This window comes from Lysobacter sp. M2-1, from assembly GCF_022662495.1.
GTDB lineage: Bacteria > Pseudomonadota > Gammaproteobacteria > Xanthomonadales > Xanthomonadaceae > JAKPBU01.
This window is the reverse complement of the sequence record NZ_JAKPBU010000009.1, coordinates 108000-133508: the sequence shown is the minus strand read 5'-3', so window position 1 is coordinate 133508 and position 25509 is coordinate 108000. Positions and strand designations below refer to the sequence as shown.

25 protein-coding genes are annotated in these 25509 nt (G+C 64.9%); 13 read left to right on the top strand and 12 right to left on the bottom strand.

All coding sequences use genetic code 11. The annotated features are described in order from the left end of the window. Nucleotides 1-99: 99 nt before the first annotated feature. Nucleotides 100-1347, bottom strand: coding sequence for an FAD-binding oxidoreductase (locus MC375_RS14825; protein WP_345779292.1), 1248 nt, complete (start codon nt 1345-1347; stop codon nt 100-102). A 115-nt stretch (nt 1348-1462) separates the two neighbouring features. Between MC375_RS14825 and MC375_RS14820 the strand changes: the two genes are divergently transcribed. Then, nucleotides 1463-2431, top strand: coding sequence for a sulfite exporter TauE/SafE family protein (locus MC375_RS14820; protein ID WP_242104172.1), 969 nt, complete (start codon nt 1463-1465; stop codon nt 2429-2431). Here the strand turns inward: MC375_RS14820 and MC375_RS14815 are convergent. Continuing rightward, the gene (locus MC375_RS14815; RefSeq protein ID WP_242104203.1) at nt 2358-3074 is read right to left on the bottom strand and encodes an AraC family transcriptional regulator; all 717 of its coding nucleotides are present in this window, start codon (nt 3072-3074) and stop codon (nt 2358-2360) included. The two genes, MC375_RS14820 and MC375_RS14815, sit on opposite strands and share 74 nt — an antisense overlap. 98 nt (nt 3075-3172) lie before the next feature. On the opposite strand from MC375_RS14815, the gene MC375_RS14810 reads away from it, so the two are divergent. The 4 genes from MC375_RS14810 to MC375_RS14795 all read left to right on the top strand — a co-directional run bounded on the left by MC375_RS14810 (nt 3173) and on the right by MC375_RS14795 (nt 7913). Further along, a complete protein-coding gene (locus MC375_RS14810; protein WP_242104171.1) occupies nt 3173-4117 on the top strand; it encodes a 4-hydroxyproline epimerase in 945 nt (314 codons plus the stop codon). 49 nt (nt 4118-4166) lie between these two features. Beyond that, nucleotides 4167-5072, top strand: a complete 906-nt coding sequence (locus MC375_RS14805; protein ID WP_242104170.1) for a dihydrodipicolinate synthase family protein — start codon at nt 4167-4169, stop codon at nt 5070-5072. Nucleotides 5073-5808: 736 nt separating this feature from the next. Beyond that, nucleotides 5809-7386, top strand: coding sequence for an aldehyde dehydrogenase (NADP(+)) (locus MC375_RS14800; RefSeq protein WP_242104169.1), 1578 nt, complete (start codon nt 5809-5811; stop codon nt 7384-7386). 323 nt (nt 7387-7709) lie between these two features. Next, nucleotides 7710-7913, top strand: a complete 204-nt coding sequence (locus MC375_RS14795; protein WP_242104168.1) for a hypothetical protein — start codon at nt 7710-7712, stop codon at nt 7911-7913. A gap of 140 nt (nt 7914-8053) precedes the next feature. Here MC375_RS14795 and MC375_RS14790 read toward each other — a convergent pair whose 3' ends face one another. Next, nucleotides 8054-11170 carry a LysM domain-containing protein gene (locus MC375_RS14790; protein ID WP_242104167.1) on the bottom strand — a complete coding sequence of 1039 codons (3117 nt, stop codon included), beginning with the start codon at nt 11168-11170 and terminating at the stop codon, nt 8054-8056. A gap of 402 nt (nt 11171-11572) precedes the next feature. Here MC375_RS14790 and MC375_RS14785 point away from each other — a divergent pair, with 402 nt between their 5' ends. Further along, on the top strand, nt 11573-11941 hold the full coding sequence (locus MC375_RS14785; RefSeq protein WP_242162945.1) for a VOC family protein: 369 nt from the start codon (nt 11573-11575) through the stop codon (nt 11939-11941). A gap of 86 nt (nt 11942-12027) precedes the next feature. On the opposite strand, the gene MC375_RS14780 is transcribed toward MC375_RS14785, so the two are convergent. The 6 genes from MC375_RS14780 to MC375_RS14755 all read right to left on the bottom strand — a co-directional run bounded on the left by MC375_RS14780 (nt 12028) and on the right by MC375_RS14755 (nt 15901). Further along, the gene (locus tag MC375_RS14780; RefSeq protein WP_242104165.1) at nt 12028-12738 is read right to left on the bottom strand and encodes a class I SAM-dependent methyltransferase; all 711 of its coding nucleotides are present in this window, start codon (nt 12736-12738) and stop codon (nt 12028-12030) included. A 91-nt stretch (nt 12739-12829) separates the two neighbouring features. After that, complete coding sequence (arr, locus tag MC375_RS14775) at nt 12830-13231, bottom strand: NAD(+)--rifampin ADP-ribosyltransferase (protein ID WP_242104164.1); 402 nt, start codon at nt 13229-13231, stop codon at nt 12830-12832. A 269-nt stretch (nt 13232-13500) separates the two neighbouring features. Further along, nucleotides 13501-14013, bottom strand: a complete 513-nt coding sequence (locus MC375_RS14770; RefSeq protein ID WP_242104163.1) for a GNAT family N-acetyltransferase — start codon at nt 14011-14013, stop codon at nt 13501-13503. Nucleotides 14014-14026: 13 nt separating this feature from the next. Then, nucleotides 14027-14317: a hypothetical protein gene (locus tag MC375_RS14765; protein ID WP_242104162.1), complete on the bottom strand. Its 291-nt coding sequence runs from the start codon at nt 14315-14317 to the stop codon at nt 14027-14029. A 665-nt stretch (nt 14318-14982) separates the two neighbouring features. Next, nucleotides 14983-15339 carry a DMT family protein gene (locus tag MC375_RS14760; protein ID WP_242104161.1) on the bottom strand — a complete coding sequence of 119 codons (357 nt, stop codon included), beginning with the start codon at nt 15337-15339 and terminating at the stop codon, nt 14983-14985. A gap of 118 nt (nt 15340-15457) precedes the next feature. Next, a complete protein-coding gene (locus tag MC375_RS14755) occupies nt 15458-15901 on the bottom strand; it encodes a DUF302 domain-containing protein (RefSeq protein WP_242104160.1) in 444 nt (147 codons plus the stop codon). A gap of 292 nt (nt 15902-16193) precedes the next feature. On the opposite strand from MC375_RS14755, the gene MC375_RS14750 reads away from it, so the two are divergent. Beyond that, a complete protein-coding gene (locus MC375_RS14750; RefSeq protein ID WP_242104159.1) occupies nt 16194-17633 on the top strand; it encodes a tyrosine-type recombinase/integrase in 1440 nt (479 codons plus the stop codon). An 87-nt stretch (nt 17634-17720) separates the two neighbouring features. Here the strand turns inward: MC375_RS14750 and MC375_RS14745 are convergent, their stop codons facing one another. Then, nucleotides 17721-18224, bottom strand: a complete 504-nt coding sequence (locus tag MC375_RS14745; RefSeq protein WP_242104158.1) for a hypothetical protein — start codon at nt 18222-18224, stop codon at nt 17721-17723. A 650-nt stretch (nt 18225-18874) separates the two neighbouring features. On the opposite strand from MC375_RS14745, the gene MC375_RS14740 reads away from it, so the two are divergent. Continuing rightward, nucleotides 18875-19414 (top strand): DUF4124 domain-containing protein, encoded by a 540-nt coding sequence (locus MC375_RS14740; RefSeq protein ID WP_242104157.1) that lies wholly within the window; start codon nt 18875-18877, stop codon nt 19412-19414. On the opposite strand, the gene MC375_RS14735 is transcribed toward MC375_RS14740, so the two are convergent. Beyond that, entirely contained in the window at nt 19411-20256 is an 846-nt protein-coding gene (locus tag MC375_RS14735; RefSeq protein WP_345779291.1) for an SOS response-associated peptidase family protein, read from the bottom strand. The two genes, MC375_RS14740 and MC375_RS14735, sit on opposite strands and share 4 nt — an antisense overlap. Nucleotides 20257-20839: 583 nt before the next feature. After that, entirely contained in the window at nt 20840-21409 is a 570-nt protein-coding gene (locus MC375_RS14730; protein ID WP_242104155.1) for a hypothetical protein, read from the bottom strand. Nucleotides 21410-21596: 187 nt separating this feature from the next. Between MC375_RS14730 and MC375_RS14725 the strand changes: the two genes are divergently transcribed. The 5 genes from MC375_RS14725 (at nt 21597) to MC375_RS14705 (ending at nt 25305) form a co-directional block, all read left to right on the top strand. Further along, nucleotides 21597-21866: a hypothetical protein gene (locus MC375_RS14725; RefSeq protein WP_242104154.1), complete on the top strand. Its 270-nt coding sequence runs from the start codon at nt 21597-21599 to the stop codon at nt 21864-21866. 155 nt (nt 21867-22021) lie between these two features. Beyond that, nucleotides 22022-22621: a recombinase family protein gene (locus tag MC375_RS14720; RefSeq protein ID WP_242104153.1), complete on the top strand. Its 600-nt coding sequence runs from the start codon at nt 22022-22024 to the stop codon at nt 22619-22621. A 1251-nt stretch (nt 22622-23872) separates the two neighbouring features. After that, nucleotides 23873-24283: a hypothetical protein gene (locus MC375_RS14715; RefSeq protein ID WP_242104152.1), complete on the top strand. Its 411-nt coding sequence runs from the start codon at nt 23873-23875 to the stop codon at nt 24281-24283. A 157-nt stretch (nt 24284-24440) separates the two neighbouring features. Then, nucleotides 24441-25001, top strand: coding sequence for a hypothetical protein (locus MC375_RS14710; protein ID WP_242104151.1), 561 nt, complete (start codon nt 24441-24443; stop codon nt 24999-25001). Nucleotides 25002-25074: 73 nt separating this feature from the next. Further along, the gene (locus tag MC375_RS14705; protein ID WP_242104150.1) at nt 25075-25305 is read left to right on the top strand and encodes a hypothetical protein; all 231 of its coding nucleotides are present in this window, start codon (nt 25075-25077) and stop codon (nt 25303-25305) included. Nucleotides 25306-25509: the final 204 nt, after the last annotated feature.

Here is a 25509-nt window from a genome sequence, read left to right as displayed (position 1 = left end):
GGCGGGTGGCCGCGTGTCTTCTCCTGCGGGTCTCCCCCCCCCCCCCCCCCCCCCCCCCCCCCCCCCCCCCCCCCCCCCCCCACAAGACTGACGCTCGCTCTACCGCCCGAAGCGTTCGATCGCGAACGCTTCGCTGCCTGCGCCGTCATCGCCGGCCATTACACCGCCGATCATTTCACCCGTGATCGCCGCCAGCGTCAGCCCGAGGTGCTGGTGACCGAAGGCGTAGTACAGGCTGCGATGGCGGGCACTGCGCCCGATCGCGGGCAGGTAGTCCGGCAAGGTGGGACGCGCACCGAACCATTGCACGGGTTCGCCGTGGACCGGGATGCCGAGCTGCCGCACATGTTCGTGCAGGCGCCGCCATTTCCCCGGGTCGGGCGGCGCATCGACCGCGGCGTATTCGACAAAGCTGGCGACGCGCAGCCCGCTCTCGAAGCGGGTGACGATCATCGACCGGTCCTCGAACACCACCGGCGGCAGTTCGGGCCATTCGTGGTCGCGCCACTGCAGGTGGTAGCCGCGCTCGGCGACCAGCGGCGCCGTCACCCCGATCGAGGCCATCAGTTCGCGCGAGCGCACGCCGGCGCAGACCAGGATGGCGTCGGCCTCGGGAGTGACGCCGTCCGCGCTGCGCGCATGCACGCGTCCGTCCCGTTCGATCAGCGCATCGATCCGGTCGAAGCGCCGTTCGCCACCGTTGCGCGCGAACTGCGCGGCGAGCGCACCGGACAGCGCGACCGGGTCGGCGATCTGCGCGGTGCCTTCGAATGCGATAGCTCCGGCCAGTGGTGCACGCAGGCGCGTGCGCAATGATTCGAGCCGGTCCTCCGCCAGGTCGGCGAAGCCCGCGGTGCCGGTGTCTGCACTGCGCCAGCCGCGGCGTCCGCGCTTGGCTGAACCCGCCGATTCCCAGCACACCCAATGCCCCGTCTCGCACAGCAGCTGCGGCGCCTGCACCGCGGCCGCGAGCCGGCGCCAGGCGGGCAGGGCATCGGCCAGCAGGCCGCGCAGCGCCTCCCGGCCCGCCTCGAAGCGTCGCGGGGCGCAGGCCCTCAGGTAGCGCAGGATCCACGGCGCCAGCTGCACCGGATTGCGGATGTCCAGCGCGCCGCCGAAGGCGTAGTGCCGGCGTGCGGCCGACCGCAGCACGGCCAGCGAGGCCAGGGGTTCGACCTGTTCGGTGGCGATATGCCCGGCATTGCCCCAGGAGGCGGCCAGGCCGGCACGGTCCGGATCGGTCAGCGTCACCGGGTAACCGCGCGCCTGCAGCGCCAGCGCGCAGGCATGACCGACGACTCCGGCGCCGATCACCAGCACATGTCGGGGTTGCGCAAGACTCGTCACGGGATGCGGTGGATAAAGAAATCCATGCTAGAGACGGCGGTCAGGCGTGACTATGCGGTAATCCGCACCAACGGCGCGGAAGCGCCGCAAGCCAGCGCGGCGGGTCCGGCCGACGATGCGGCTGACTGCACGGAGGATCGTCCTGGACACCATCGCCACCGGGCCTGCCATCCTGATCGCCGCATTGGCGTTGCTCTCGCTGGGCTACGCCGCGCGCTGGTACGTGCTCGAACGGCGGCGCCGGCATGCGGACGCGGGGGTGCCGGCAGCATCGCGCCGCCTGGGCTGGCTCGACGGGCTGACCGGCTTCGTGGCCAATTTCTTCGATACGCTCGGCATCGGATCGTTCGCCACCACCACCGCGATCTTCAAGCTGCGTCACCGCGTCGCCGACGAACGCATTCCCGCCACGCTCAATGTCGGTCACGCCCTGCCCACCGTTGCGCAGGCGCTGATCTTCATTGCGGTCGTGAGCGTGGACCTGACGACCCTGGTCGGCATGATCGCCGCGGCGGTGGCCGGGGCCTGGTGCGGCGTGGGCGTGGTGTCACGGCTGCCGCGTCGCGCCATCCAGATCGGCATGGGCGTGGCGCTGGTGATCTCGGCGGCGCTGTTCGCCGCGGCCAACCTGGAATGGCTGCCCGGTGGCGGCGAGGCGCTGGGCCTGCACGGCGCACGCCTTGTGTTCGCGGTGGCGATGAGTTTCGTGCTCGGCGCGTTGATGATGCTCGGCATCGGCCTGTACGCGCCGTGCCTGATCCTGGTGAGCCTGCTCGGCATGAATCCGATCGCCGCGTTCCCGATCATGATGGGTGCGTGCGCGTTCCTGATGCCGGTGGGCGGCGCGGCCTTCGTACGCACCGGCCGCTACGACCTGGCCGCGGCGCTGGGCTTGACCGTCGGCGGCATCCCGGGTGTGCTGATTGCGGCGTTCGTGGTGAAGTCGTTACCGCTGGTGTGGCTGCGCTGGCTGGTGGTCGTGGTGGTGCTCTACGCCGCGGCCCAGATGCTCATGTCGTCGCGGCGCCGGCCGTCGGAGCCAGGCGCCGGTAATCGCGCGGCGTCAGCCCCACCATCGCCTTGAACTGGCGGCTGAAGGCGCTCTGGTCGCTGAAGCCGCAGGACTGGCCGATCGCGGCGATGGTGTCGTCGCCCTGCAGCTGCTGCATCGCCGCTTCGATGCGCAGGCGGGTCAGCCATTGCTGCGGCGTGAGGTGGAACACGCGGCGGAACTGCCTCTCAAGCTGCGAGAGCGAGAGTCCGGCCAGGTCCGCCAGCGCCTGCATGCGCACGGCTTCCGAAAAGTGCGTTTCCATATGATCGAGCACGCGGCGCAGCCGCGCGTAGCCGGGCTGGCGTCCGTCGGGTTGCGCCAGGTCGCGGGAAATGCCGATCAACCCGACGATGCGTCCGTCCTCGCGCAGCGGGGTCTTGCGGGTCAGGCACCAGCCGGGGGTGCGGTTGGGAAACAGGTGGATCTCGAGTTGGTCTTCGATCGCGTGCCCGCCCAGCACCCGGTTGTCCTGTCCGGCATAGGCCGATCCCAGCTTCGGCGGGAACAGCAGCGCCGGCGTGCGCCCGACCAGGTCCTCGCGCCGTGCCAGCCCGAGCCTGCGCACCAGGGTGAGATTGGCGTGGGTGTAGCGCCCGTGCGCATCCTTGAGGAAGAACACCACGTCGGGCAGGGCATCGAACAGCGCCTGCAGCAGGTCGGCTTCGACACGGATGGGCGGTCGGTCGGTCACGGATCGATTATGCCGATTTCCGCATCGGCATCGGCGGATCGCGGCTAGACGCACCACGCCTGCGCGCCGACCATGTCGGCATGCGCACGATCGAGGTCATCGACTCCCACACCGGCGGCGAACCGACCCGCGTGGTGGTGTCCGGCGCGCCCGATCTGGGTACCGGCAGCCTCGCGGAACGGCGCGCCGTGTTTGCGCGCGAGCACGACCACTGGCGCAACGCCGTGGCCTGCGAGCCGCGCGGCTCGGACACCATGGTCGGCGCGCTGCTGCTGCCGCCGGTGGAAGCCGGCTCGGTCGCCTCGGTGATCTTCTTCAACAACGTGGGCACCCTGGGCATGTGCGGGCACGGCACCATCGGCCTGGTGCGGACCTTGGCGCATATGGGCCGGATCGGGCCCGGGCGCCACGCCATCGACACGCCGGTCGGGACCGTGATCGCGCAACTCCACGACGATGGCCGCGTCTCCATCGACAACGTCGACAGCTACCGGCATGCGGCGGCGGTCACGGTCGAGGTGCCGGGCTACGGCCCGGTGCGCGGCGACGTGGCCTGGGGCGGCAACTGGTTCTTCCTCACCGCCGCCAGCCCCCTGCCGCTGGTGCTGGCGCACTGGCGCGAACTCACCGCCTACACCGAGGCGATCCGCCGCGCGCTGCAGATAACCGGCATCCATGGCGCGAATGGTGCCGAGATCGATCATGTCGAACTCGGCGCCGCCGCGCTCGATCCCGCCAACCAGGCGCGCAACTTCGTCCTGTGTCCCGGCCTGGCTTACGACCGCTCGCCGTGTGGCACCGGGTTCTCCGCCAAGCTCGCCTGCCTGGCCGCCGACCGCGCGCTGGCGCCGGGCCAGGTCATGCGCATGGAGAGCGTGATCGGCAGCGTGTTCGAAGGCAGCTATGCCGACCTGGGCGACGGTCGCATCCGCCCGCGCATCACCGGCCGTGCCCACGTGATGGCCGACGGCCGGCTGCTGATCGAGGACGACGATCCCTTCGCCTTCGGCATCGACGCGCGCTGACGCGAACACCCGCATTCCCTCCCAAGCAGATCGCAACGGACCTAAACCCATGAGCAATGCACCTTTCTGGCGCGGCGTGATCCCCGCCATCACCACCCCGTTCACCGCTGACGGCACGGTCGACCATGCCTTCCTGGCCAAGCATGCCAACCAGCTCATCGACGCCGGCTGCACCGGCATCGTGCCGCTCGGTTCGCTGGGCGAGGGCGCCACGCTTGCGTTCGACGAGAAGCTCGCGATCGTCCGCACCCTGGTGGAAGCGCTCGGCGATCGCGCGCCGGTGATTCCCGGCATCGCCGCGCTGTCCACGGCCGAAGCCGTGCGCCTGGCGCAGGAATCCGAACGCCTTGGCGCGCGCGGGCTCATGGCGTTGCCGCCGTACGTGTATTCCACCGACTGGCGCGAAATGGGCGCGCACATGCGTGCGATCCTCGCCGCGACCGGCCTGCCGGTGCTGCTCTACAACAACCCGGTCGCCTACAAGACCGATTTCATCCCCGAGCAGATCGCCGAACTGGCTGCTGAATTCCCGCTGCTGCAGGCGGTGAAGGAATCGTCCTGCGACATCCGCCGCTTCGCCGCGATCCGCGCGCTGCTCGGCGACCGCCTTGAACTGCTGGTGGGCATGGACGATGCGATCGTCGAAGGCGTGGCGATGGGCGCGGTCGGCTGGATCGCCGGCGTGGTCAACGCCTTCCCGCACGAATCTGTGCGCCTGTACGAACTCGCGCGCGAGGGCGGTGCGGGCGCCGCGATGGACCTGTACGCCTGGCTGCTGCCGCTGCTGCGCATGGACACGGTGCCCAAGTTCGTGCAGCTGATCAAGCTGATGCAGGAGCGCGTGGACATGGGCAGCGAACGCGTGCGTGCACCGCGGCTGGTGGTGGAAGGGGCCGAGCGCGAAGCGGCGCTGCGGGTGATCGACCGTGCGATCGCGACGCGACCGAGCTTTTGATTCCGCCGGCGTTACGGACGCGCTGGTCCAGCGCTCCTGATTTTGACCTTCGCATGCTCCCAGGCGCGGTTCTTCCCGAAAACCCGGAGGGCGCCGGCCATAGATGGCCGGCGTTTTCGGACCGAGCCATGGATGGCGAGTCCGAAAATTCCGTCGGCACCCACATGCCTTGAGCGGTTTTGACGTCACGAGTAGGCCGTTTTCTTTGGGTACTTTCTTTTGGGCCAGCAAATGAAAGTACCTCGCCTTCAGGCGAAAGCTCTTGATCTAAAGATGGAATCAAGATCGTTACGCTGCAGTACTTGGCCAAGGCTGGATCTCGTCTTGCCTATCAAGAGCGAAGGTCAACGGCTTTCGCCTGCCGGCGAGTTACTTTTCTTTGCTGGTGCAAAGAAAAGTAACCAAAAGAAAGCACCTTCCTCGTGACGTCAAAACCGCTCAAGGGACATGAGGTGCCGTCGCCATTTTCGCAGCGGACATCCATGTCCGCTCCGAAAACGGCCGCCATCCGTGGCGGCCGCCCTCCGGGTGTGCGGTTGGATCTGGATCTGAGGTTCAGTGAAAGGCAGAACTGCGGCGGCTGGAGCGGGATGTGAGTTCGGTGAAAGCAAGAACAGCAATAGCCATAGCGAATAGCGAATAGAAAATTGCGAATAGCAGCCAGCAAACAACCAACAGCACTGCAGCAACAGCGCAGAATGGCGGCGGGCTTGGGCCCGCCCAACGGAGATGATGGATGGAACAGGTTCTGATCGAAGGCGCATGGCAATCCAGCTCCGAGATCGTCGGAGGCTTCCGTGCGGTCGATCCGGCTACGGGCGAGGCGATCGGGCCTGAGTTTCCGCGCTCGGGTGGGAAGGACATCGAACGCGCGCTCGCCACCGCGGTGGCGGTGGCCGACGAACTCGCGCGGACGTCGCCGGAACGGATCGCCGATTTCTTCGAACGCTACGCCAGCGGCATCGAGGCCGCAGCGGAAGAACTGGTCGCCACCGCGCATGCCGAAACCGCGCTGCCGGCGCCGACGCGGCTGGCGGCGGTGGAACTGCCGCGCACCACCGGGCAGCTGCGCCTGGCCGCGCAGGCGGTGCGTGAGCGCGCGTGGACGCATCCGGTGATCGACACCAAGGCGGGGCTGCGCGCGCATTACGCGCCCCTGCACAAGCCGGTGCTGGTCATGGGCCCGAACAACTTTCCGTTCGCGTTCAACGCCGTGGCCGGCAGCGACTTCGCCTCGGCCATCGCCGCGCGCAATCCGGTCATCGCCAAGGCGCATCCTTCGCACCCGGCGACCAGCCAGCTGCTGGCGCGCATCGCGCACGAAGCCGTGCTCGCCGCAGGCCTGCCCGCCGCCAGCGTGCAGTTGCTGTACGACTTCGACCCGGCGCTGGGCCTGGCGCTGGCCGGCGATCGTCGGCTGGGCGCGATCGGCTTCACCGGCAGTCGCGGCGGCGGGCTGGCGCTCAAGGCCGCGGCCGATCGCGCCGGGATTCCGATCTATGCGGAGATGTCGAGCGTGAACCCGGTGTTCCTGCTGCCCGGAGCCGTGCGCGAGCGCGGCGAGGCGCTGGCACAGGAATTCTTCGCCTCCTGCACGATGGGCAGCGGACAGTTCTGCACCAACCCCGGGATCGTGCTGCTGCCCGCAGGCGAGGCGGGCGATGCCTTCGTCGCCGCGGCGGCGCAGCACTTCGCCGCCGCAGCGCCGGCGGTGCTGTTCTCGCAGGGCGTGCAGCAGCACCTCGCCAACGGGGTGCGCGACCTGCGCGCGGCCGGCGCGCAGGTCGTGGCCGGCAGTGCCGAAGCCAGCGGCCCCGGTGCGCGCTACGCGCCGAGCCTGATGTCGGTGGCAGCGGAAGACTTCCTCGCCAACGCGCAAGCCCTGCAGCAGGAAGCTTTTGGTCCGGTCTCGCTGCTGGTGCGCTATGACAATGCGGATCAGGCGGTGGAAGCCGCACGCGCATTCGACGGCAACCTCACCGGCAGCGTGTTCGCGGCCGGCGATGGCAGCGACGATGCGGACTACGCGCGCATCGCCGCCGCGCTGCGCCCGAAGGTGGGGCGCCTGATCAACGACAAATGGCCCACCGGCGTGGCGGTGAGCGCGGCCATGCAGCACGGCGGCCCGTACCCGAGCACCAGCCATGCCGGCTTCACCTCGGTGGGCATGCCCGCCGCGATCCATCGCTTCGCCGCGCTGCAGGCCTACGACAACGTCGGCGACGACCGCCTGCCGCCGGAGCTGCGCAACGCCAACCCGCACCGCATCCAGCGCCTGGTCGACGGCGTCTGGACCACCGCCGACATCGCCTGAGCGCCCGTCTCATGTCCCGGCCGTTCCTACCCCTGTAGGAGCGGCGTCAGCCGCGAGCCGTGACTCGCCCCCGGTACCCCAGCCGCCCAGCTGTCCCGCCGCCACCTACGCCGCGGGGTTTTCCTACCCCGGACTAGGATTTTTCCTAGGCCGATTCGGGTAGTCGCCTGAATGACCCGGTCACATCCGGCCCGCATCCTGAGCGCACCCCGGTAGCACGGTCATGCGCAGGCATCGGATGCCGCTCCGCAAGGGAACAGACCGCGACTATGAGCAAGTCGTGAGCTGGACCGGGGACTTCTTTCCCCCGCTGGAGCAGGCAGATGGTCGAGATCACCGAAGAACCGTGCGGATTCGTCGTGCGGAGCGGCCCCTTTCACGAAACCTTCCAATGCAAGGCCAACGCCCTGCTCGCCGCGCGCATCCTGGCCACGGCCGAAGCGGTGCTGTGCGACCACGACGTCGGCGTGCTGGTGCCCATGGGCAACGGCGAGGTGGTGTGCATGGACGTGCTGGCCGCGGCGTGATGCCGCGGCCCATCAGTCAGCTCGCGCGTGCGGGATTCCGGTCGCGCCTAAGAGGCGCTCCTACATCGAGCACGCTCCCGTAGGTCGGGCTACGCCCCCGACGCACGCGCCATTCGAACCACTCGCCGCATGCTGCGCGCCTACACCGCCGGCAGCGGCGTCGCGCCGTAGAGCTGCTGCATCAGTGCATCGAGCTCGCCCACGGTATCGGGTGTGCCATAGACCTCGGCCGCGCCAGCGGTGCTGTAGATCCATTCGCGTTCCAGCACCACGTTGCTGTCGGCGCCGAGCCGGCCGGCATCGCCGTCGAATTCGTCGGCGATGTTGTGCACCCAGTTGCGTACGTGGTCGAGCTGCTCGCCCGACATGCCGTTGAGCCAGGCGGTGAACTGCTGCTGGTGCTGCGGATTGCTCATGTCGTAGCCCTTGAGTTCGGCGTACTTCACCAGCAGCGGCATCGGACTATGGCCTTCGCCGCTCTGGTCGGTCAGCGCCTGGGCGGTTTCGGCATCCAGACCGGAGAACTCCAGGAACGGCGCGGTATCCGGATCGTCCATGTGCACGTTGGAGTCGCGCGTGCTCTGCACGGCATAGACGCCGAGCGCGGCGATCGCGGTCAGGCCGATGCCGACCGGTCCGCCCCAGGCGCCGACCAGGCCGAAGCTGGACGCGGTCGCCAGCGCGCCGCCGGCCGCGGCCACCGAGTACAGCGTGCCCAGCGCGGGATCGCCTTTGGCGAAGGCGCTTGCGGCCAGCCAGCCGTCCGCGGCCGCGCTCAGGCCGCTGACGATGCGACCGGCGGTCCTGCTCGCCAGCAGCTCCGTGCCGGTGCCGCCGGCGCCGCGCGCGAACATGATCTCGGCGGTCTTCTGGCTCACGCCCAGGCTGTCGGTCACGACCTTGCCCCAGTTCTCCAGTGCGGCCGGATCGCGCCCGGCGCGCTGCAGCGACGAGGCCAGGTTGATGCCCGCCAGACCCACGCCCAGGGCGCGGAACAGCTGTCCAGCCGGCGTGGTCTTGGACAGGGCCGCGCCGTCCAGGTCGCTGTTGAGCTTGGCCATCGCCCGATCGAGATCGGCCTGGGTGGCGTTGGGGCCTTGCAGCGAGTCCTGCAGCGCCTGTACCGCGCGGTCCAGCTTGGGCTGGTCGATGCCCAGCGCGGTCGACATGCCCGGCGCCTTGAGCCGGTTGAGCGTCGATTGCAGCTGCGCGACGGAATTCGGATCGGCCGGGTCGTAGCTCGCCAGCGGCTGCAGCACCTGCGACTTGATGTACGCATTGGCCGCGATCTCCAGCGTGCGGCGTCCGCTCTCGGTGGTCTTGCCCAGCCCGGACAACAGGCTCAACGTGCGGTCGGTGACGGCTTCGGGATGGTTGCCCAGCGCGGTGGTCAGCGCGAACTGATTGTTCGGATCGTCGAGCAGCGCGGCGACCTCGTCCTCGTAACCGCCGGCCGCCAGCAGGGTCTCGATCTGCGCCTGCAGCTCCAGCCCGTCCTGCGCGAGCTGCTCCTTGAGCTCGTTGGCGGTCTGCTCCCAGCCGGGACCCTGGCGGGCGATGTAGTCCTTGATCGCAAGCTCGAGCTGCTCGGGCGTCATCGTCCCGCCCTGGTTGGCGATCAGCCAGTTCAGTTCCTGGGTGTGCTGGATGTAGGCGTCGGCGCTGTCCTTCACCGTCGAGCCGGCATAGGTATTCACGCCTTCCATCACGATGTCCTGCCCGTAGCCCGCGGCGATCGCGAAGGCGGGCGTACCGCCCTCGGCGCCGTGCTGGTACAGGCCATTCCGATCCAGACCCAGTCCGGTGTTGGCCAGCGCCTGGATCGCAGCCTGGCCTTCCGGCGTGCCGGCGGCGCGGTCGAGCACCCGCAGGAAGGTCGCGGTGCCTTCCATCCCGGTCGGCCCGCCGTAATCGTTGAGCGCGTAGTTCGAATACGCGCTGGTGGTGTTCTCCAGCACCGCGGCCACCAGTGCGGGATCCAGGTCCTGGGTCAGCGCATTGAGGTTGTTCGCGGCATCCAAGAAGGGCACGGCCTGGCCCTGCGAGCTGTCCGGCGTCTGGGTCAGCGGTGCGGTGGCGTCGAAGGCCGCGGCCCGCAGGGCCTGCTGCACCTGCGAATTTGCCAGCAGGTCGCGCCGGGTCTGCGGATCGGCCTGGGCATAGGCCTCGCCGAGGATCCGGACCTGCTCGGCCGGCGTGGCGCCGGCTTCCATGATCTGCACCACCTGCTCGACCGAGGCGTTGGGTGCCGCCTCCAGCTGCACCTCGGTGCCGTTTTCGCGCAGCAGTTCGGCGGCCTTCGCGGGCAGGTAGTCGGCGGTGATGCCCTGGTCGCCGATGCCGCCGACCTCGTCGACGTACTGTTGCAACGCGTCGTAGCCCGCCAGCGTCTGCGCGTCGCTGGCGCCGGGCGCGATCACCGCGTCCACCGCCTGCAGTACGCGCGGGTCGAAGCGCAGCGCGGGATTACCGGCGTCCGCCAGCAGGTGCGCGGCCTTGAGCGGCAGGGCGTCGGCGAGGATGCCCGCATCGCCGATGCCGCCGACCTGGTCGACGTAGCGCTGCACGGTGGCGTAGGCCGCTTCGCGATCGGCCGGCGTCGCGTCATCGGCCAGCAGGCCGTTGACGCTGGTAATCACTTCCGGGCGCAGGCGCACGTCGGTGCCGGCCTCGCGCAGCATCCGCGCGGCCTGCGCGGGCAGCGCTTCGGCGGTGATGCCCTGATCGCTCACGCCGCCGACCTGGTCCACGTAGCCGGCGACCGCCTGGTAGCCGGCGATGCGCTGGTCGAAGCTTGCGTCCGGACCGATGACCTGGTCGACCGCGGACACGACTTCCTTCGGCACCGTGGGCAGGCCTGCATCCGTCAGCAGGCCGACGGCTACGCCCGGCAGCGTTTCGGGTGCCACGCCCGTGCCGCCGAGGCCGCCGTTGCTATCGACGTAATCCTGCAGCCGCACGTTGGCTTCGTTCTTCTGCTCGGCGGTGGCGTCCGCGGACAGCACGGCGTCGACGGTGCGCGACACCTGCGGGTCCACGGTGGCGTCGGGCATGTTCAGCACTTCGCCGGCGTTGAGCAGGCTCGGGTCGCGCACATGCGGATTGATGTCGAGGATCGCCTGCGGCGTGGTGCGGTGCTCGTCGGCGATCTGCTGCAGGTTCTCGCCTTGCTGCACGGTGTGCTGTTTTTCACCGGGTTGCTCGGCCGGAGGTGGGGGCGGAGGAGGGGTGTACTCGGTGCGCAGCGGATCGACCATGGCGGCGTGTCCATACGGAGGAGGCGCGCAAGGCTTCCACAGTCGCCGTGTCGTTTGCCACCGCGGTTTCGTGCGATTGAAACCGCGGTGACATCGCGGTGACACATCAGGCGCGGCGCATGCTGTGCAGCCGCGCGTACGCGACATCTAGCGAACGCAAGCTCGGGTACGCCCTAGGCAAGCATCGGCAGGAAAACCTGTACGTCGGTCACACGGGCGGTCCGCGTAGCGTGCGCTGTGCGCACGACAGCGGGCCGTGGGCAGGTAATTGATCTGGTTGGATCGAGACCAGGCGCTACACCACGCTCACCATGCTTATGCGGGGTCTCCGCTAGCGTTGCGCAGCGGTCGCGTCCGAATGTCTGGACGCTTCCGTGCCAGAAATGCAGAGGAGACACCCGCATGGCATCGGTTCGATACATCGTGAACGACGTCGACGAAGCGGTCGATTTCTATCGTGACCGCCTGGGCTTTGCCGTCGAGAAGCACAACCCGGGAAAATTCGCAGCACTGACGCGCGAGGACCTGCATCTGTTTCTCAATGCGCCGGGTGCCGGTAGCGCCGGCAAGGCGGGAGGCGATCCTCAGCCGGGCGGCTGGAGCAGATTCATGATCGTGACAGACGATCTCGACGGCATGATCGCGCAATTGCGCAGCGCCGGCGCAACGTTCCGCGGCGACGTGGCCGAAGGGGCGGGGCGGCAAATCCTGCTCCAGGATCCGTCGGGCAACGTCGTGGAGCTGTTCGAGTACACAGACCGTTCGAGTTGAACGGCAGACCCGGCATCGCTGCGCGTGAGCAGTCTGCGCCCGGAGCCTGACCTGGCCGGGTCGCGCAGCGGTCCACCCCGCATCGATCAGACGGCTTCAGGCGATGCGCGCCTGGAATACCACGCATGGATCAACCCGGCCTGAAAGAACCGCACCGGCGTGTCGAAGCCGCCGGAGCGGATGATAGACGCCACATGCTCCGGCGGCAGCACCGCCACGTCCCTGGCATAGGCGTGGCGCATCCGCTCCAGTCCCTCGGGCGTGACGCCGCCCGAGGCCATCAGCTGCAGCCACGTCCGCAGCAATGCTGCGTACTCGGGCGAGCCGGTGTCCGACGCCAGGTCGGAACTCGCCAGGATCCCGCCGGGCTTCAGCCTGTCCGCGATCTCGCGGAAGAAGGCGGAGCGGGCTTCCGGCTCCAGGATGAACTGCGACACTAGGAAACACGTCGCTGCATCGTGCAGCTGTCCGGCGGGCAGCGAGTCGAGATAGCCCTCGTGGAAATTGCAGCGCGAGGTGAATCCTTCCGCCTCGGCGCGCCGGCGGCAAACATCCAGCATCGCGCCGGAAGGCTCCACCGCGGTGAACCGCCAGCGTGGAAATTTCCCGGCGAGATGCGCCATCTCCGCGCCCGTGCCGACCCCGACGCAGAGGATGCGTGCATCCTCGGGTAGCTCGGCGAACACCGACTCCAGCAGGTAATGCAGCGCGTCGCGCATCGGCGCCATCTTCGCCCACTGCGTGTCATAGCCGGCAGCCTGCTGATCGAAAAGGGCTTTGAGTTCGTCGCTGTGCATCGTGCTTACGTATTGCTGCAGTTAGCGGCTCAAGGGGTCGCGCCGCGAAGCGACGTCAGCCCGAACGAAGTGCTGGATGGTCGAGGCGTGCTCATTCTTCGATCGCCTCGATCCCCTGCTGTTTGAGGTTCTCAAGGTGATCATGCATCTGCTTGAGCCGTTCGGGGGAGTGGCCTTCCCATTCCGTCACTTCGCCGATGACGCGGAAGGCGCTGCGGGACCGGTACGACTTCGTCGGGTTCCCGGGAAATTTCTTGTCCGTCAGGTTCGGATCGTCCTCAATGGGGCCGGTCGGCTCCACGATGTAGATCCTGCCACGCCCTTCGCCCAGGGCCAGCTCGGCGCCCCAGATCGCCGCATCCAGCGTGGCGGACAGGTAGACGAACTTGGCCTGGTTCCGCTTGCCGTAGTTGGAGGCATAGCCCGGTTCGATCAGGGCACCCACTTCCAGGTGCGCCTTGGTGCCGTGATAGTAGGTTTGCGTATCGGTCATCGCCTAACTCCGTTCCCTGCCACGCGACAGGCCGGCGATCCTGCATGACGCGCAGGGTCTTGCCGCAAGCCCCCATGCGTTGTATAAATTGATTGTGGGAGGCGCCTGGCGCCTCCTTTTTTGTTTTTCGTTTGTTTCTCGTCGCAGCGAAACCTTCTTGCGCGCGGGGAGCGGGTTTGGCCCTAGGTCGTCAAGCGCGCGAATCGAACCAAGCGGCGAAGCGGGTGCGGCTGGTTCGAGAGCCGTTGATTGCCGCGCCCCAATATCCGTTAAGTGTTTTGCGATGCCATTGGCGTGTCAGACGGAACGCTGCTCATCTCGAGCTCCATGTAAACATCGGCGGTCTCGTAGGGCTGATGGCCGGGAAGCGGTCTGTGCTCGAATCCGAGGGACTCATACAGCTTCAGCGCAGGGCCGAGCTTGCTGCTTGAAAGCAGGACGACACGCGTGGCTCCCCGCTCCCTGGCGCGATTCAAGGCCAGTTCCGCCAACCTTCGCCCAAGTCCTTGCCCGCGGGCTTCGTGCGCCACCGCCAGTTTTGCCACTTCGAACACGTGGTCCGAGACCGGTACGAGCGCGCAGGTGCCCACTACGCATCCGTCCTCTTCGGCAATGAAGATCTCACCGCCGGGGTCGAGAATGTACTCGCGGGGCGAGTACAGGTGCTTTCCGTCCGGCTCTTCGTAGAGACCGAAGCTGTCCAGCCACTCCCGGTTGAGCCGCGCGAAGTCATCGGCGTGCCTGTCCTGATACGCCACGATTTCGAATGGTCGTTGTTCCACGGGTTGCTACCTCTCACGAAGTGCAATAGTCATCATCAGTCTTCGCCTCAGCACCGGGATGGCGCGGAACCACATCCCATTGTGCATCTGCCGGATCAAAATTTGGATCCCTGGTTCTGTCACGCGATGAGGAGTCCGAGGCGTTGATCACGAGACAGACGATCGCGCCAACAACAGGGATGAGCCATAACAGGAGGAGCTGAAGGACGCGTTGCTTGGCCAGGAGGTCGCTGCGAAATATCCGGATGGTCGCGAAGATATTCAGCCCCATGAGCGCGACAGGACCAATCGTTTCCCAATTCATGCTGCCTCCGAGGCCACACGCTTGAATCGTCAGGTGCCCAGGGGCAGGCCCATGATGTGGTCGTCGTAGTCCTTGCCGCCGACGTTGAACCTGCGATTGCCGATCTTGCTGAATCCGATGCGCTCGTAGAATCCGATTGCGTTCTTGTTGTGCGCGTAAACGCCAGGCAGAAGGCGCCTGGCGCCGGCCGCAGTGGCATGGGCGATGGCAGTGGATAGGAGCCGCTTGCCGATGCCGCCCCCTGGAATTTGCCGAGCAGGTAGATCCGCTTCAGCTCCAGATCGCCCGCGGCATCGGGCAGTGGAAGCTGCGGCGGTGCCACCACCATGTATCCGACAGGGGCGTTGCCGGGATGGCTTTCGACCAACCAAAGGGCGTAATCCGGATCGGAAAGCCATGTCCGGTAGAGATGGGCGGTATGCGCATTGGCGCAGTGGGCGACGATGTCCTCGCCGCCGAGGATGCCCGCGAAGGTCTCGAGGAAGGTGGCTTGGCCAACAAGCGCCAAGGCGGCTTCGTCCCCAGAAGCGCATTGCCTTAGATCGCTTTGAGTTGCCACGATGACTCCTTCGATACCTGATGCCGGAATCCAGCCGGACCGATCTGCGGCCGTGGCGCGGGAAAAGGTTGCAACGCAACGACGGGGTTTCGGCCTGGATGAATCGTCAGGCGCCGGCGAACTCGCCGCGGAAGACGAAATAGACCGCACCAAGGATGCACAAACCGGCCCATAGATAGTCCAGCTTGAGCGGTTCTTTCATGTAGAACACGGCGAAGGGCACGAATACGGTCAACGTGATGACCTCTTGCAGGATCTTGAGCTGTCCGAGCGAGAGCGCGGCGTAGCCGATACGATTCGCGGGAACCTGCAGCATGTACTCGAAGAACGCGATACCCCAGCTGATGAGCGCGGCGACCAGCCACGGCTTGGCGCTGAGTTCCCTGAGATGCGCATACCAGGCAAACGTCATGAACACGTTGCTGAGTGTAAGCAGCAGAATGGTCAATCCGATTTCGCGCATGAAAGTATCCGGTGCCTAACGTCTGAGCTGAGCCATGCCGCTAGGCGGCTCGAATGAATTGCCAGGTGCCGTCACAGCAAGTGCTGTGCAGCAGTCGCGCCGAGGACAATGCGACGACTTATTTCGCCTCATCGACCATCTGCATGGTCTTTTCCTCGACCTCTTTGGCAACTTGAACCAGCGCTTCATCCCGGGAAAGGGCCGAGAGCATCTCGACAGGTTTGATCAGCCCGATCTTCGTGCGGCCTTTCTCGGTAAAGACCGAGATGCGGCACGGGAGCGCCATGTTCAGGCGCATATCGACGGACAGGACCTTGGCGGCTTGGGCGGGATTGCACACTTCGAAAATCCTGCATTGCTCATCGAATGCAACGCCTTTGCTGCGTAGCGTGCCGGCCAGGTCATGGACGTGCAGGACCCCGAAGCCATGACGTTTGACCGCCAGCTCGAGGTCTGTCGATGCCTGGTCGAATGGCTTGTCGGTTTCGACGATGTAGTACATGAAATCACCTCGGTCGTGCGCGCGGCACATGGCGATTTGATTGGCCCAGAAGCGGGTCAAGGCTCATGCTCGCCCTGGCCCGGTTGGTCGTCAAGCCGGGTTGGTGCATCGAATGGGAACGCATCCGGCTCGACGCGTGAGGGCGCCGCGCTGCGGTAAAGCGCCAGCCGGTGTGCGATTGGCGTGCGGCTTGTGCGCGATGCCGGAAAGCAGAAGCCCGCGCACTGCGCGGGCTCCCAGGTCTGGTGCCGGAGGTGGGACTCTAACCCAAAAAGATGCAAGCCGATGATTCGCTTGCATTTCACTGGGTTAGCGTTGCATGGTTCCCCAATTAGGTTCCCCATTTGGTGCCATGTCCAAGTACCTCAAACAACGAAAACTGGGGTGGTACGTTCTCCTCCCGGTGCCAAAAGAATTACAGCAGATCCTGGGCAAGGATCGAACCGAGAGGACACTAAGAACGCGCGATAAACGAGAGGCAGAAAAGCGCAAGCACGCTGCCATCGTTTCCATTCAACGCGAATGGGCCGAAGAGGTGAAAGCGCATAACGCCAATGGGCATCCGCTACAGAACACAGCGGAGGCCCTTATGTGGCACCAAGAAAAAGGACACGCAACAGCGCAGGACACTGCGGCGGCGTTCGATGCTTCGTTAGAAGACCACCTAGACGCAATGGCGAAGCAGCACGGGCGCGACCGCGAGGGACACCCGCGAATGCCTGAGGGAGAACTGCAGGCGATCCGCAGGGCTGTCAGGACAGCGGCTGGTAAACCAGACGAAACGCTGGGGCCGGCACTTGATCGCCACCTCGATTCCTATGCGCTTGCAGGAGACAGAGCCGTCAATGCTTCCACCCTAGACGCGAAGCGGACGCATTGCGAAGAATTCATCGCATGGGCTGGGAAGGATCGTAGCTGGCGCGACGTGACGCACGAAGAGGCCGAAGCGTATCGCGACAAACTAGCGGTGCAGAAGAAAGGGAAGGGCGTGGGTACGTTGTCCCCTACGTCCGTCGCGCTGCGTCTGGCTAACGTCCGGGGTATGTTCGAGTGGCTGCGGAGGAAGGGCCCCCGCACACAGTGGCCGCCTAATCCATTCGAAGAAGTAGAGCCGCCCAAGGTCACGAAGAGGGGCGCACAGCGAAAGCGCCGCGGCTGGACCGACGATGAACTGTCGCGGTTTCTACGCAGTGTCCCCTCGGATGATCCTCAGTGGTCTTTGGTGGCACTGCTGGCGTACTCAGGCGCCCGCCGTGAGGAAGTTGCCGCCCTGCGCGTGGAGGACGTGGAAGAAACCTCCTTCTTGATTCGCACTGGCAAACGGCAGGCGAGTATCCGAAGGGTGCCGGTGCATCCTGCGGTAGCCCCCCTGATGGCGCGGCTTGTGGAAACGTCTTCAGATGGATACGTGATTTCTGGACTGACGCCCGGAGGCAAGGACAAGAAGCGCGGGCATGCCATCGGTAAGCGCTTCGGGCACACCCTGCGGGCGTTAGGCATCACTGACACGCGCGTCACGCTGCACACGCTGCGCAACACAGTTGTTTCCCGGCTGAAGGCTGACAACGTTCCCTTGCCGACTCTGCAGCGCATCGTGGGACACGAAGAAACGGGATCGACTGAGGATTACATCGGGGAGGAAGTGCCGAAGGACAGCGCCGTAGATAAGGACAACCGCGCTACGCTGGCGCGGATCACTTACGGGGCGCTGGACGAGTACGTAAAGAAGACCGGGGCGGCAGTAGAACTCGACACCAAGGCGCGCCGTCGGAAGCGTCCGCGCGCAGCTTAGGACTTTTCCTAATCGAATCTCAGGCTGGCACCGAAGGCGAATCTTCGAAGCCTCTTCTCCATTGCGGCGTGGTAGGGGGCAGTGTGCTCAGATGGTGGGGCCAGAGTCGTCCCACAGTTGCTCGTAGTGGGTACGTTTTAACGCCGCCACATCTGGCTCTGCGCGAGAGATCGTTGCGGGTGACCTCCGGGCAATATCCTTTAGGGACTGCGAGACAAGGTAGACCTTACCCCCTCCCAGAATAAACGCTCGGTCATGTAGTGCTCTAGGCTGCGTTAGGCGAAGGCTCACAGGACGACCGGCTCCGTACTGCGCGCGCCATCGAACAACGCCCGCGCGCGCTTGATCGTTGAGCGCTGTGTAGTGGCTGTCGGCGAGCAGCCGGAGCTCGATTCCCTCGGACACCACGTTGAGCAGCTCGAACAGCGCTTCGTGATTTAAATAGGGGTCTACTACTAGGGCTGAGCCTTCGGCCTCTGAAAGAATGCGGCTCACTGCTTGAAGTGCGTTCAGCTCCTGATTCACACCAATGAAGGCGCCCCTTGCGTCGCCTGGCAGCTGTTCTTCGAGACTAGCCTTGAGTGCGTACAAGCGCATAAGCACACGAGTGAAGTTCTCCCTGCGCGTGAGAGGAATGGCTATTCCGTCGAACTCCCGAGTTATGGCTCCGACATTTGTGGGCCCGCTTGTGGGCCTGAGCGCTAGTCGAGCGCGCGCGATCCATTCGTGGTCTTGAGGGCGGAGGACTCCACGCCCTATTTCCTGAGGTCCTTCTCGCAATAGCGCTGTGACTTCCGCATACGCGCGCGCGGTCGCGTCATCCTTCTCAGGCTGCGAATTCATTTCAGTAACTCCCAAATATGACGTATTGCCATGATGTGCTTGGCCATGGCGGCAGAATACTCCGACGCGTCCCGGCGTTGAGACGCCCAAATCAGATTTTTCCTACCCAATAGTCAGGCTGAGACCGATGGCCGCGGCCGGCGAAGAGGGGCAACCTATCCACGTCGCCCGGGGCATTGCACCCGCAGGATGCGTAATCAGATGGGATCAACACCTAACCGGCTTGCAGTCTCTCCCGCAGGTCAGGTGGTGCCCTGAAGGGGGCCGGCGGAAGGGAGACCCCGCCATAAAGACCATGAGCGACAGGCCCCGGAGAGATCCGGGGCTTTTTGTTTGGTGCGATTCTTACTCGCCTGGCGGCATACTGAAGGCTTGGGAAGGCTTGGGAGGCCAACGCGATGCGCGCGCAATTCACAATCTTGGTTCTCCTCGTGGCGGCGACCGCATGCACGCCGGAGCCAAAATCCTTTGAGGAATGCGTCCTCAAAAACGTAAAGCCGAACCTCACGAACGCGGCCGTGGGCGTCGTGACTAAAGCGTGCCGGTCCATGTTTCCAGATGTGGAGGTGGCCGAGGACGTTGACGTGTCCCAGGCCTCGGCCGACGCAGCGTCGTATGCCGCCGATGTTGCGGAGGCAAGAGATAAGGAGAGTGCTCCTGATTACTCCGCCCTCCGGGACGCGAAGCCGGGGAGCATCGTCTACGAATGTATGTTGGAGGGGAAAAAGAGCGTCTTTTTGCTGAAACCCGACAGAGGCGCCTCTGCATGCAGGGCGTACAAGTTTGTTCGCAAGGGTTCAAGCAGAGTGTATGCCTACACCGACGCTAACGGAGTCAGGAATTACAGTAACCGGCCGCCACCGGAAGGAATGGACTCTACGGTGCGTAACATCGAATACCCGATTTTGGAGACTGTCGGGGGCTCCGAAGATAACTAAGCCGCCTCCCGGTGCTCGTAGTAGGGGCGTTCCCGGTCATCTAAAATCGCATACAGAGCGGCGAGGTTCTTGGGATCGGGCTGTAGCCACGCGTTCACGTTTTCCGGCTTCAGCGGAATGATGCAGCGATCATGCCCAGCCGCCGCGACCTCGGGCGGTGGGTCATCCGTGACCAGCGCGAACGAGAGCAAGTCGCCACCGTCCGCGTCCACGGTATGGGTCCAGAGGCAGGCGGCAATTAAGCCCTCGCTTGCCTGCGGCTTGAACTCAAGAATTGTGTCCTTCCCCTCGCGGTCGACGTGCTCATAAAAGGCCGTGGCCAGCACAACTCCATGGTTGTAGCCGAACACCTTTCCCCAAGACTCTTCCAGCTTGTCCCTTCGGGCGTTGTAGGTACCTGGATACTTCCTCTCCACAACCTCAGTCCATCCCGGCAGGCGGCAGCGATAGCGCATGGGACGGATGACGCGCTCACCGTTCTCCATGACCACCACGGGGCAGTAGGAGCCGGGGTAGATGCGTCCAAGGCCGGAGCCGCTTCCAGAACTCTTGAGCTCCTCCAAGCGCTCTAATGCTGCCTCAACTTTGTTGCGCCCAATGCGTGCCTCTTCACGGGCCTTCTTGGTTTCCTTAGTCAGCAGCGCGCGCTCCGCATCGGCAATTCGTTTTCGTTGCTTGAACAACTCTTGCTCTAGCGCGGCCATCTCCAGCTCGTCCGCTTCCCGGACAGCTTCCGCCAACTCCGGGGGGCCATTGGTAAGCAACTCCCGCTCCATGGACCGCGGCGCCTTGGGGCGCTTCCGGAGCGGGTTCTTGCCCCGATCAATCCAGAAGGTTTTCACGTACCACTTCAGATCCACTCGGGCACCTAGCCGGCGCTCGAGGCTGCGAACTTCTGCGTAGACCATGGCGGAGTAGCACATGAGGCCAGCATACCGCCGCCAGTCCCGCAGGGTGAGACGCCCGGAGCTACCATCTCGGTATGCAGAGACGCAGAGCCCCGATCTACCTTCCCGATTCTTACTGGTGGGCTCACGACACCGGCGGGGCAACGCTTCACCACCGTTACGGAGCGGAGGCAACCGTCACTGCCAACGAAGTGAAGATCCTGGCGGACGGGCCTTTCCGCGAGGTGAAGGGTCCGTGCAGGAGCATTGAGCAGGGAATGAGGTTCGCGGAGAGGCTCATTCAGGCGCGAACCAACTATGGCTTAACTCCTGAGCAGGCGGCGCGATTCTGGGCAAACAAGCAGTGGCGGGCTCGGTGGAAACCTCGCAGGCCGGCTGTGCAACTAGAGGGGGTGGAGTACCGGGACACATCGGTAGCGTGGGAGGACTTGCTTTCTCCTGAGGCTCTATCGGATGAGGAACTCAGGTTTCCTTAGAGCCCACGCATCATCCATCGCCCCGCCACTTCTGATCACTTTCACTGGAACGGCTCTTTCGGCCGACCGTCAGGAAAGCCGGTGTTTCCAAGCAGAACGCGCGCCCTTTGCGCAGCAGCTATGCAGGCAATCACATTCGCCTGTAACTCGGGATAGAAATCGTCCGGCGGCTCGCGGCCGGTTGCCAGCGCTCTACCTGCCAAGTGCAGGAAAGACAGGTGACTATGTAGTTCCACCACGGCCAGCGCGTCGGCGCGCGGCAACAGGGACAGACGCTCCTGCCAGCGCTCAATTGAGGGCAGGCTTGCCCGCTGCATGTCGGAGGCGAGTTGTACGCGTCCGTCCTTGTCCGCGGCGAGGAGCGTTGCCCAAATGCCGCCTGTGCTCTGCGAGTAAGGAACGCGTGTGGCGACAGATTCAAGCACCGCGTCTGCATTCGACACGTCGTGAAACAGGAGCGCTGCGGTCAGCCTGCCGTCAAGTTGCCGGCGACGCCACCGCGCAATTCCGGACCACAGCCCCGCACCCAATGCGACCATCACAGCCGCCCACGTTCCCCACGCGGCGAACGACTCTGCGTCGTAAGCCCAATCGGTACAGACCCACATCATGCAGCGCTCCCCAGGGTTTCCCCCGAGGTGGACTGTAGCGCGTCGGAGTGGGGCCGTTTCTACGAAAAAATTCGAAGTGGGTCGATAGATCATCGGCGCCCCAATTCCCCCGTACCCCCCTGTGATTCCACCTCCGTCCACCCAAGGCAACAACGAGGGGAGGGGCCCACACACCCAAGGACCACCCATGACCACCGAACACACCACCGCGCCTGACCTGGCTGCGGCGCTCGATCTGCTGCACCGTCACTCCCGCGCGGCTTCCTCTCGCTTCGCACCGCCCAGCACTGGCCACTACCACTCCTTGCCGCGACGCCTGCAGGAGATCCGAGAGGCCGCTGAAGGGGGCGTCGAAGAATGCCGCGGGTGGCTTGAGGAACACCGCGCGTTGATCGGGTACGTGGAGGCGGCCCGAACGACCATGCTTGAGGAGGCCCGGGAGCCGCATCAGCGGTAAGCCCGCCTGTCCCCTCCTAAGGGACCGCCTGCGGATCTGGCTCAGTAAGGCCGCAACTTTGCGCTAGGCGCGTATGGGTTGCTATTGACACACTGAGCCGCCTCGTGCAACTCTCGGCTCACTAGGGCATACCCAATTGGACCAAGGAGCGAGCGATGAAAGTCTGTCGTGTGTACCTGCGTGTATCTGCTGACGACCAAGACCTGGCACGGCAGGAATCCATCATCGCCAATGCGAAGGTGCAGGGCTGGTACGTCGCGGGCGTGTACCGCGAGAAGGCCAGCGGCGCCCGTGCAGACCGCCCCGAATTGCTGCGCATGGTCGGCGACCTGCAGCCGGGGGAGGCCGTAATCGCTGAGAGGATAGACCGGCTCACGCGCCTACCTCTGGAGGAAGCGGAGCGGCTGGTACAGGCGATCAAGGACAAGGGCGCGCGGCTAGTCATCCCCGGAGTGGTCGACCTGAGCGAGGTGGTCGAGGGAGCCTCGGGGGTCGCCGCGGTGGTCCTGAAGAGCGTGCAGGAAATGCTCCTGAGGGTGGCCCTGCAGGGAGCCCGCGATGACTACGAAGAGCGCCACCGCAGACAGGCCGAAGGGATCGCCCTTGCGAAGGCCGCAGGGAAGTACAGGGGGCGCCCGGCGGACCCACAGCTGCATACCCGGATCAGGTCCATGAGGCAGGCCGGTATGTCCATTGCGGAGACGGCGAAGGCTGCGGGGTGCTCACTGGCGACCGTAAAGCGGGCAGGGAAATAGCCCTGACCCTTGGAGAACCGAAGCCGCCTCGCGGTTTGGGCGCCCTCGTGTGGGGTTACCTTCCCGACGTTCTAGCACTGGAACAATGGGACGCCTATCGCGTGATTGTTAATCACTGCCGCCCCGCGGAGAACCAATGCGCTGATTAGAGGTCCACCCTCGGAGCATTGGTCAGCGCCATCGGGGACGCGGGGCGCCGAAACACGATGGCCGCACGTTCGGCGACGTTTCAATTAGTGCCCACCTTCGGAAGAACCAGAGTCAAGTTCGCCGAACTTTTAGCGACACGATGCCCGCCCCGGCCTGCCCTTTTTCGGCCCGCTTACCTGCCCCGGCCTGTCTTTTTTGGCCCAGCACCCAAGGCCCACCCATGTCCCCCTTCAAGCTTCCCCGCATCACAGCGGCGGAGGTCCTGTTCGCCTATGGCGTCGGGATTCTCGTGCTGCTGATTCTCTGAGCACTCATGCGGCACCTAGGAGGCGCACCTAAGGCCCCACCGCGGCACGCCTACCGGGTCACCCCTAGACGCGTCTTCTACCCCTCGCATAGCTGGTCACAGAGGCATTGCCACTGCGCATCCTCAAGCATCCACATTGATGCGAGACACACCTGCTGAGCGGAAGAAAACGAAGACACAAACAACCTATTGACCAGGAATTTAGAAGTGATACGCGTACGTGCGCGCACCGGCGCGGCCACGCGCGATAAGGAATAACCTAAAGGTTATAACTGTAAGAGCACTTAGGTTTACACCTGAGGCTTACTCCTGAAGATCCACTCCAGCTTTCCCTAGGTGGCCCTTCAGGCTTTACCTACTCAGTTTGTTTCTCTGGTGTATCCAGTAGGAACTAACACCTGAGGATCACCTCAGGATCTCCTCGTCATTCCCGGCCGCTACGCCCTGAGCACTTGCTCCGGGTGCCGCTTGCGCGTGCCCGACGTAGTCACGCCATGAAGGAAACGAACATGCCGACAGCCAGAGCCGAGAAAGAATTTGCGCGGTTGAACCCCAAGGCTCCCCGGAAGGAGCCCTACAAGGGCCACCACTGCGCCGTAGAGGGATGCTTAAGGCAAACCCGAGCAATGTCCCGGTTCTGCTGGAGACACGCTCAACAGCTTTACCGAACCCGAAGTCCACTCGGGCGGATGCTTCGGAAGAAGGAACTCCAGCAATACAAAGACATTGCGGAGTACGCATTGAAGCGCTGCGGAGTCGAAAATCACCCTGCGTGGGCCAAGGCGTGCGAAATCGTGGAGTACATCATCCGGGAGCATGAGCGAGTTCCGGATCCGTATCGCTCCCACTACCGCCGACTTTTCCAAGAAGGGGCGACAGGCCAGGAGCTAATGACGGCGATCCTGTCCGTCTATGGCGCGAGTCACTATGCCAACCGAAAGCTGGGGCTAGATGATGCCGTGTTCTTCGCCAACGTGGGGAACAGGTTCCTGCGCACGAAGGGACTAGGCGGATTCACGAGAGAAGACGGGACGCGAGTGCATCGACATTTGCCGGGGATGCTTTGCGAGACAGTCGGGCGGACCTTGAACGAAAAGCTGGGCGTGTTCTGCCTGCAATTCTGGCGCATGGTCGAGCGTGATCGAATCGCGCAGCAGACTCCCATGGAGGGCCTTGCGGCGGCCCTCGCGGACCATCCGCTATAGCCCCGTAAACGCCCGAGGCTCCTCGGAGCGGCGGAAGTACGCCTTAAGAGCACTGCTCGCCTACGGCAAAACCGTTGGGCGGCTTCACTGTGCGCGCGCCGCGTCAGCGCCTGCACATTTACTGACAGACGCAAAACCAACCAAGGAAACACAAGCAATGAGCAATGTAGTTCCGCCTCCCTCCGGTCTGGGTATCGGCACGTCCGTATCCGCCGGAACCGGACAGCGCGTCGGAAACGTCACGCTGCATGTGGCCGATGTAGAACTCCCCAACGGTAAGTCGGCGGTTACTGGCGTCCGAGTCGGCGACGACATTGGGGGCGACCCCACCATGCGGGCTTCTCGCCGCGAAGAATTCCTGATCAACACATATCCGCCTTCTCTTACTGAAGGTTTGGAGCGAGACATCGCGCGCTTCGAGGAAGCGTTTAACGACATCCTTGGGTACGACAGGGACGGCAAGCCCCTCTACCGCGTCACTGGCCGGGATCGAGAGTTGCTTGAAATGCGATTGGGAACTCGAAGGAATGCTCTGAAGCTGGCATGGGAAGAGCGCCGAACCGTCGAGGCGTACCAGAAGCGCCGGCAAGCGGAGGCCGCCGCCGCTGATGTTCGAATCAATGCCGCGGCTGCGGCGCGAGCTGTCGAGCTTGCCGAAGAGGCCGAGATCGAACGTCGGGCCAAATTGATCGCCCGCCGCGCAAGCAACCAGCGATAGGCCTCAAGACCACGAACGACCACCGCGGCGGCCCCTTCGGGGGCCGTTCGCATTTCTACGCAAAGGAAACCCAATGACCACCGTCTCTTTCCGCGGCCCGCTCCGCAACGTGCGCGCCGAAGACCCGCTGCTGTGGCGAGAAATGAGCTTCACCTCCACCGGCTTTCGTGCCTTGTGCGCGTACCGCGCGTGCATGTCTCACGAAACCGGGCGTTCAGTACCGCTGGGCGCCGCGCTTGACGACATGCTGAAAACGCATCCCTTCAGCGCGCGTAGCCCTGAGCCGGCAGGTGCCAGGCCATGAGCACGCCTCGAATAGGCGCATCGCTTTGCCAGTGCGCGCAGTGCGGCGAGTTCTTCACCGGCACCACTTCGTTCGACAAGCACCGCACGGGGCGCCATGCCCGTCCCAGCGAATGGAAAGGGACGCGGCGCTGTCTGACGCCGGAACAGCTGCAGTCAGCAGGATGGATCAAGACCGGCTCCGGTCACTGGACCAACACGCCAC

Bases quoted from the DNA above. Each gene is read 5' to 3' on its own strand.
- MC375_RS14740 (WP_242104157.1), top strand. From the start codon at position 18,875: ATGCGCGCGCAATTCACAATCTTGGTTCTCCTCGTGGCGGCGACCGCA.
- MC375_RS14750 (WP_242104159.1), top strand. From the start codon at position 16,194: ATGTCCAAGTACCTCAAACAACGAAAACTGGGGTGGTACGTTCTCCTC.
- MC375_RS14805 (WP_242104170.1), top strand. From the start codon at position 4,167: ATGAGCAATGCACCTTTCTGGCGCGGCGTGATCCCCGCCATCACCACC.
- MC375_RS14765 (WP_242104162.1), bottom strand. From the start codon at position 14,317: ATGAATTGGGAAACGATTGGTCCTGTCGCGCTCATGGGGCTGAATATC.
- MC375_RS14725 (WP_242104154.1), top strand. From the start codon at position 21,597: ATGACCACCGAACACACCACCGCGCCTGACCTGGCTGCGGCGCTCGAT.
- MC375_RS14785 (WP_242162945.1), top strand. From the start codon at position 11,573: ATGGCATCGGTTCGATACATCGTGAACGACGTCGACGAAGCGGTCGAT.
- MC375_RS14760 (WP_242104161.1), bottom strand. From the start codon at position 15,339: ATGCGCGAAATCGGATTGACCATTCTGCTGCTTACACTCAGCAACGTG.
- MC375_RS14800 (WP_242104169.1), top strand. From the start codon at position 5,809: ATGGAACAGGTTCTGATCGAAGGCGCATGGCAATCCAGCTCCGAGATC.
- MC375_RS14780 (WP_242104165.1), bottom strand. From the start codon at position 12,738: ATGCACAGCGACGAACTCAAAGCCCTTTTCGATCAGCAGGCTGCCGGC.
- MC375_RS14810 (WP_242104171.1), top strand. From the start codon at position 3,173: ATGCGCACGATCGAGGTCATCGACTCCCACACCGGCGGCGAACCGACC.
- MC375_RS14795 (WP_242104168.1), top strand. From the start codon at position 7,710: ATGGTCGAGATCACCGAAGAACCGTGCGGATTCGTCGTGCGGAGCGGC.
- MC375_RS14705 (WP_242104150.1), top strand. From the start codon at position 25,075: ATGACCACCGTCTCTTTCCGCGGCCCGCTCCGCAACGTGCGCGCCGAA.
- MC375_RS14820 (WP_242104172.1), top strand. From the start codon at position 1,463: ATGCGGCTGACTGCACGGAGGATCGTCCTGGACACCATCGCCACCGGG.
- arr (WP_242104164.1), bottom strand. From the start codon at position 13,231: ATGACCGATACGCAAACCTACTATCACGGCACCAAGGCGCACCTGGAA.
- MC375_RS14730 (WP_242104155.1), bottom strand. From the start codon at position 21,409: ATGATGTGGGTCTGTACCGATTGGGCTTACGACGCAGAGTCGTTCGCC.
- MC375_RS14720 (WP_242104153.1), top strand. From the start codon at position 22,022: ATGAAAGTCTGTCGTGTGTACCTGCGTGTATCTGCTGACGACCAAGAC.
- MC375_RS14710 (WP_242104151.1), top strand. From the start codon at position 24,441: ATGAGCAATGTAGTTCCGCCTCCCTCCGGTCTGGGTATCGGCACGTCC.
- MC375_RS14790 (WP_242104167.1), bottom strand. From the start codon at position 11,170: ATGGTCGATCCGCTGCGCACCGAGTACACCCCTCCTCCGCCCCCACCT.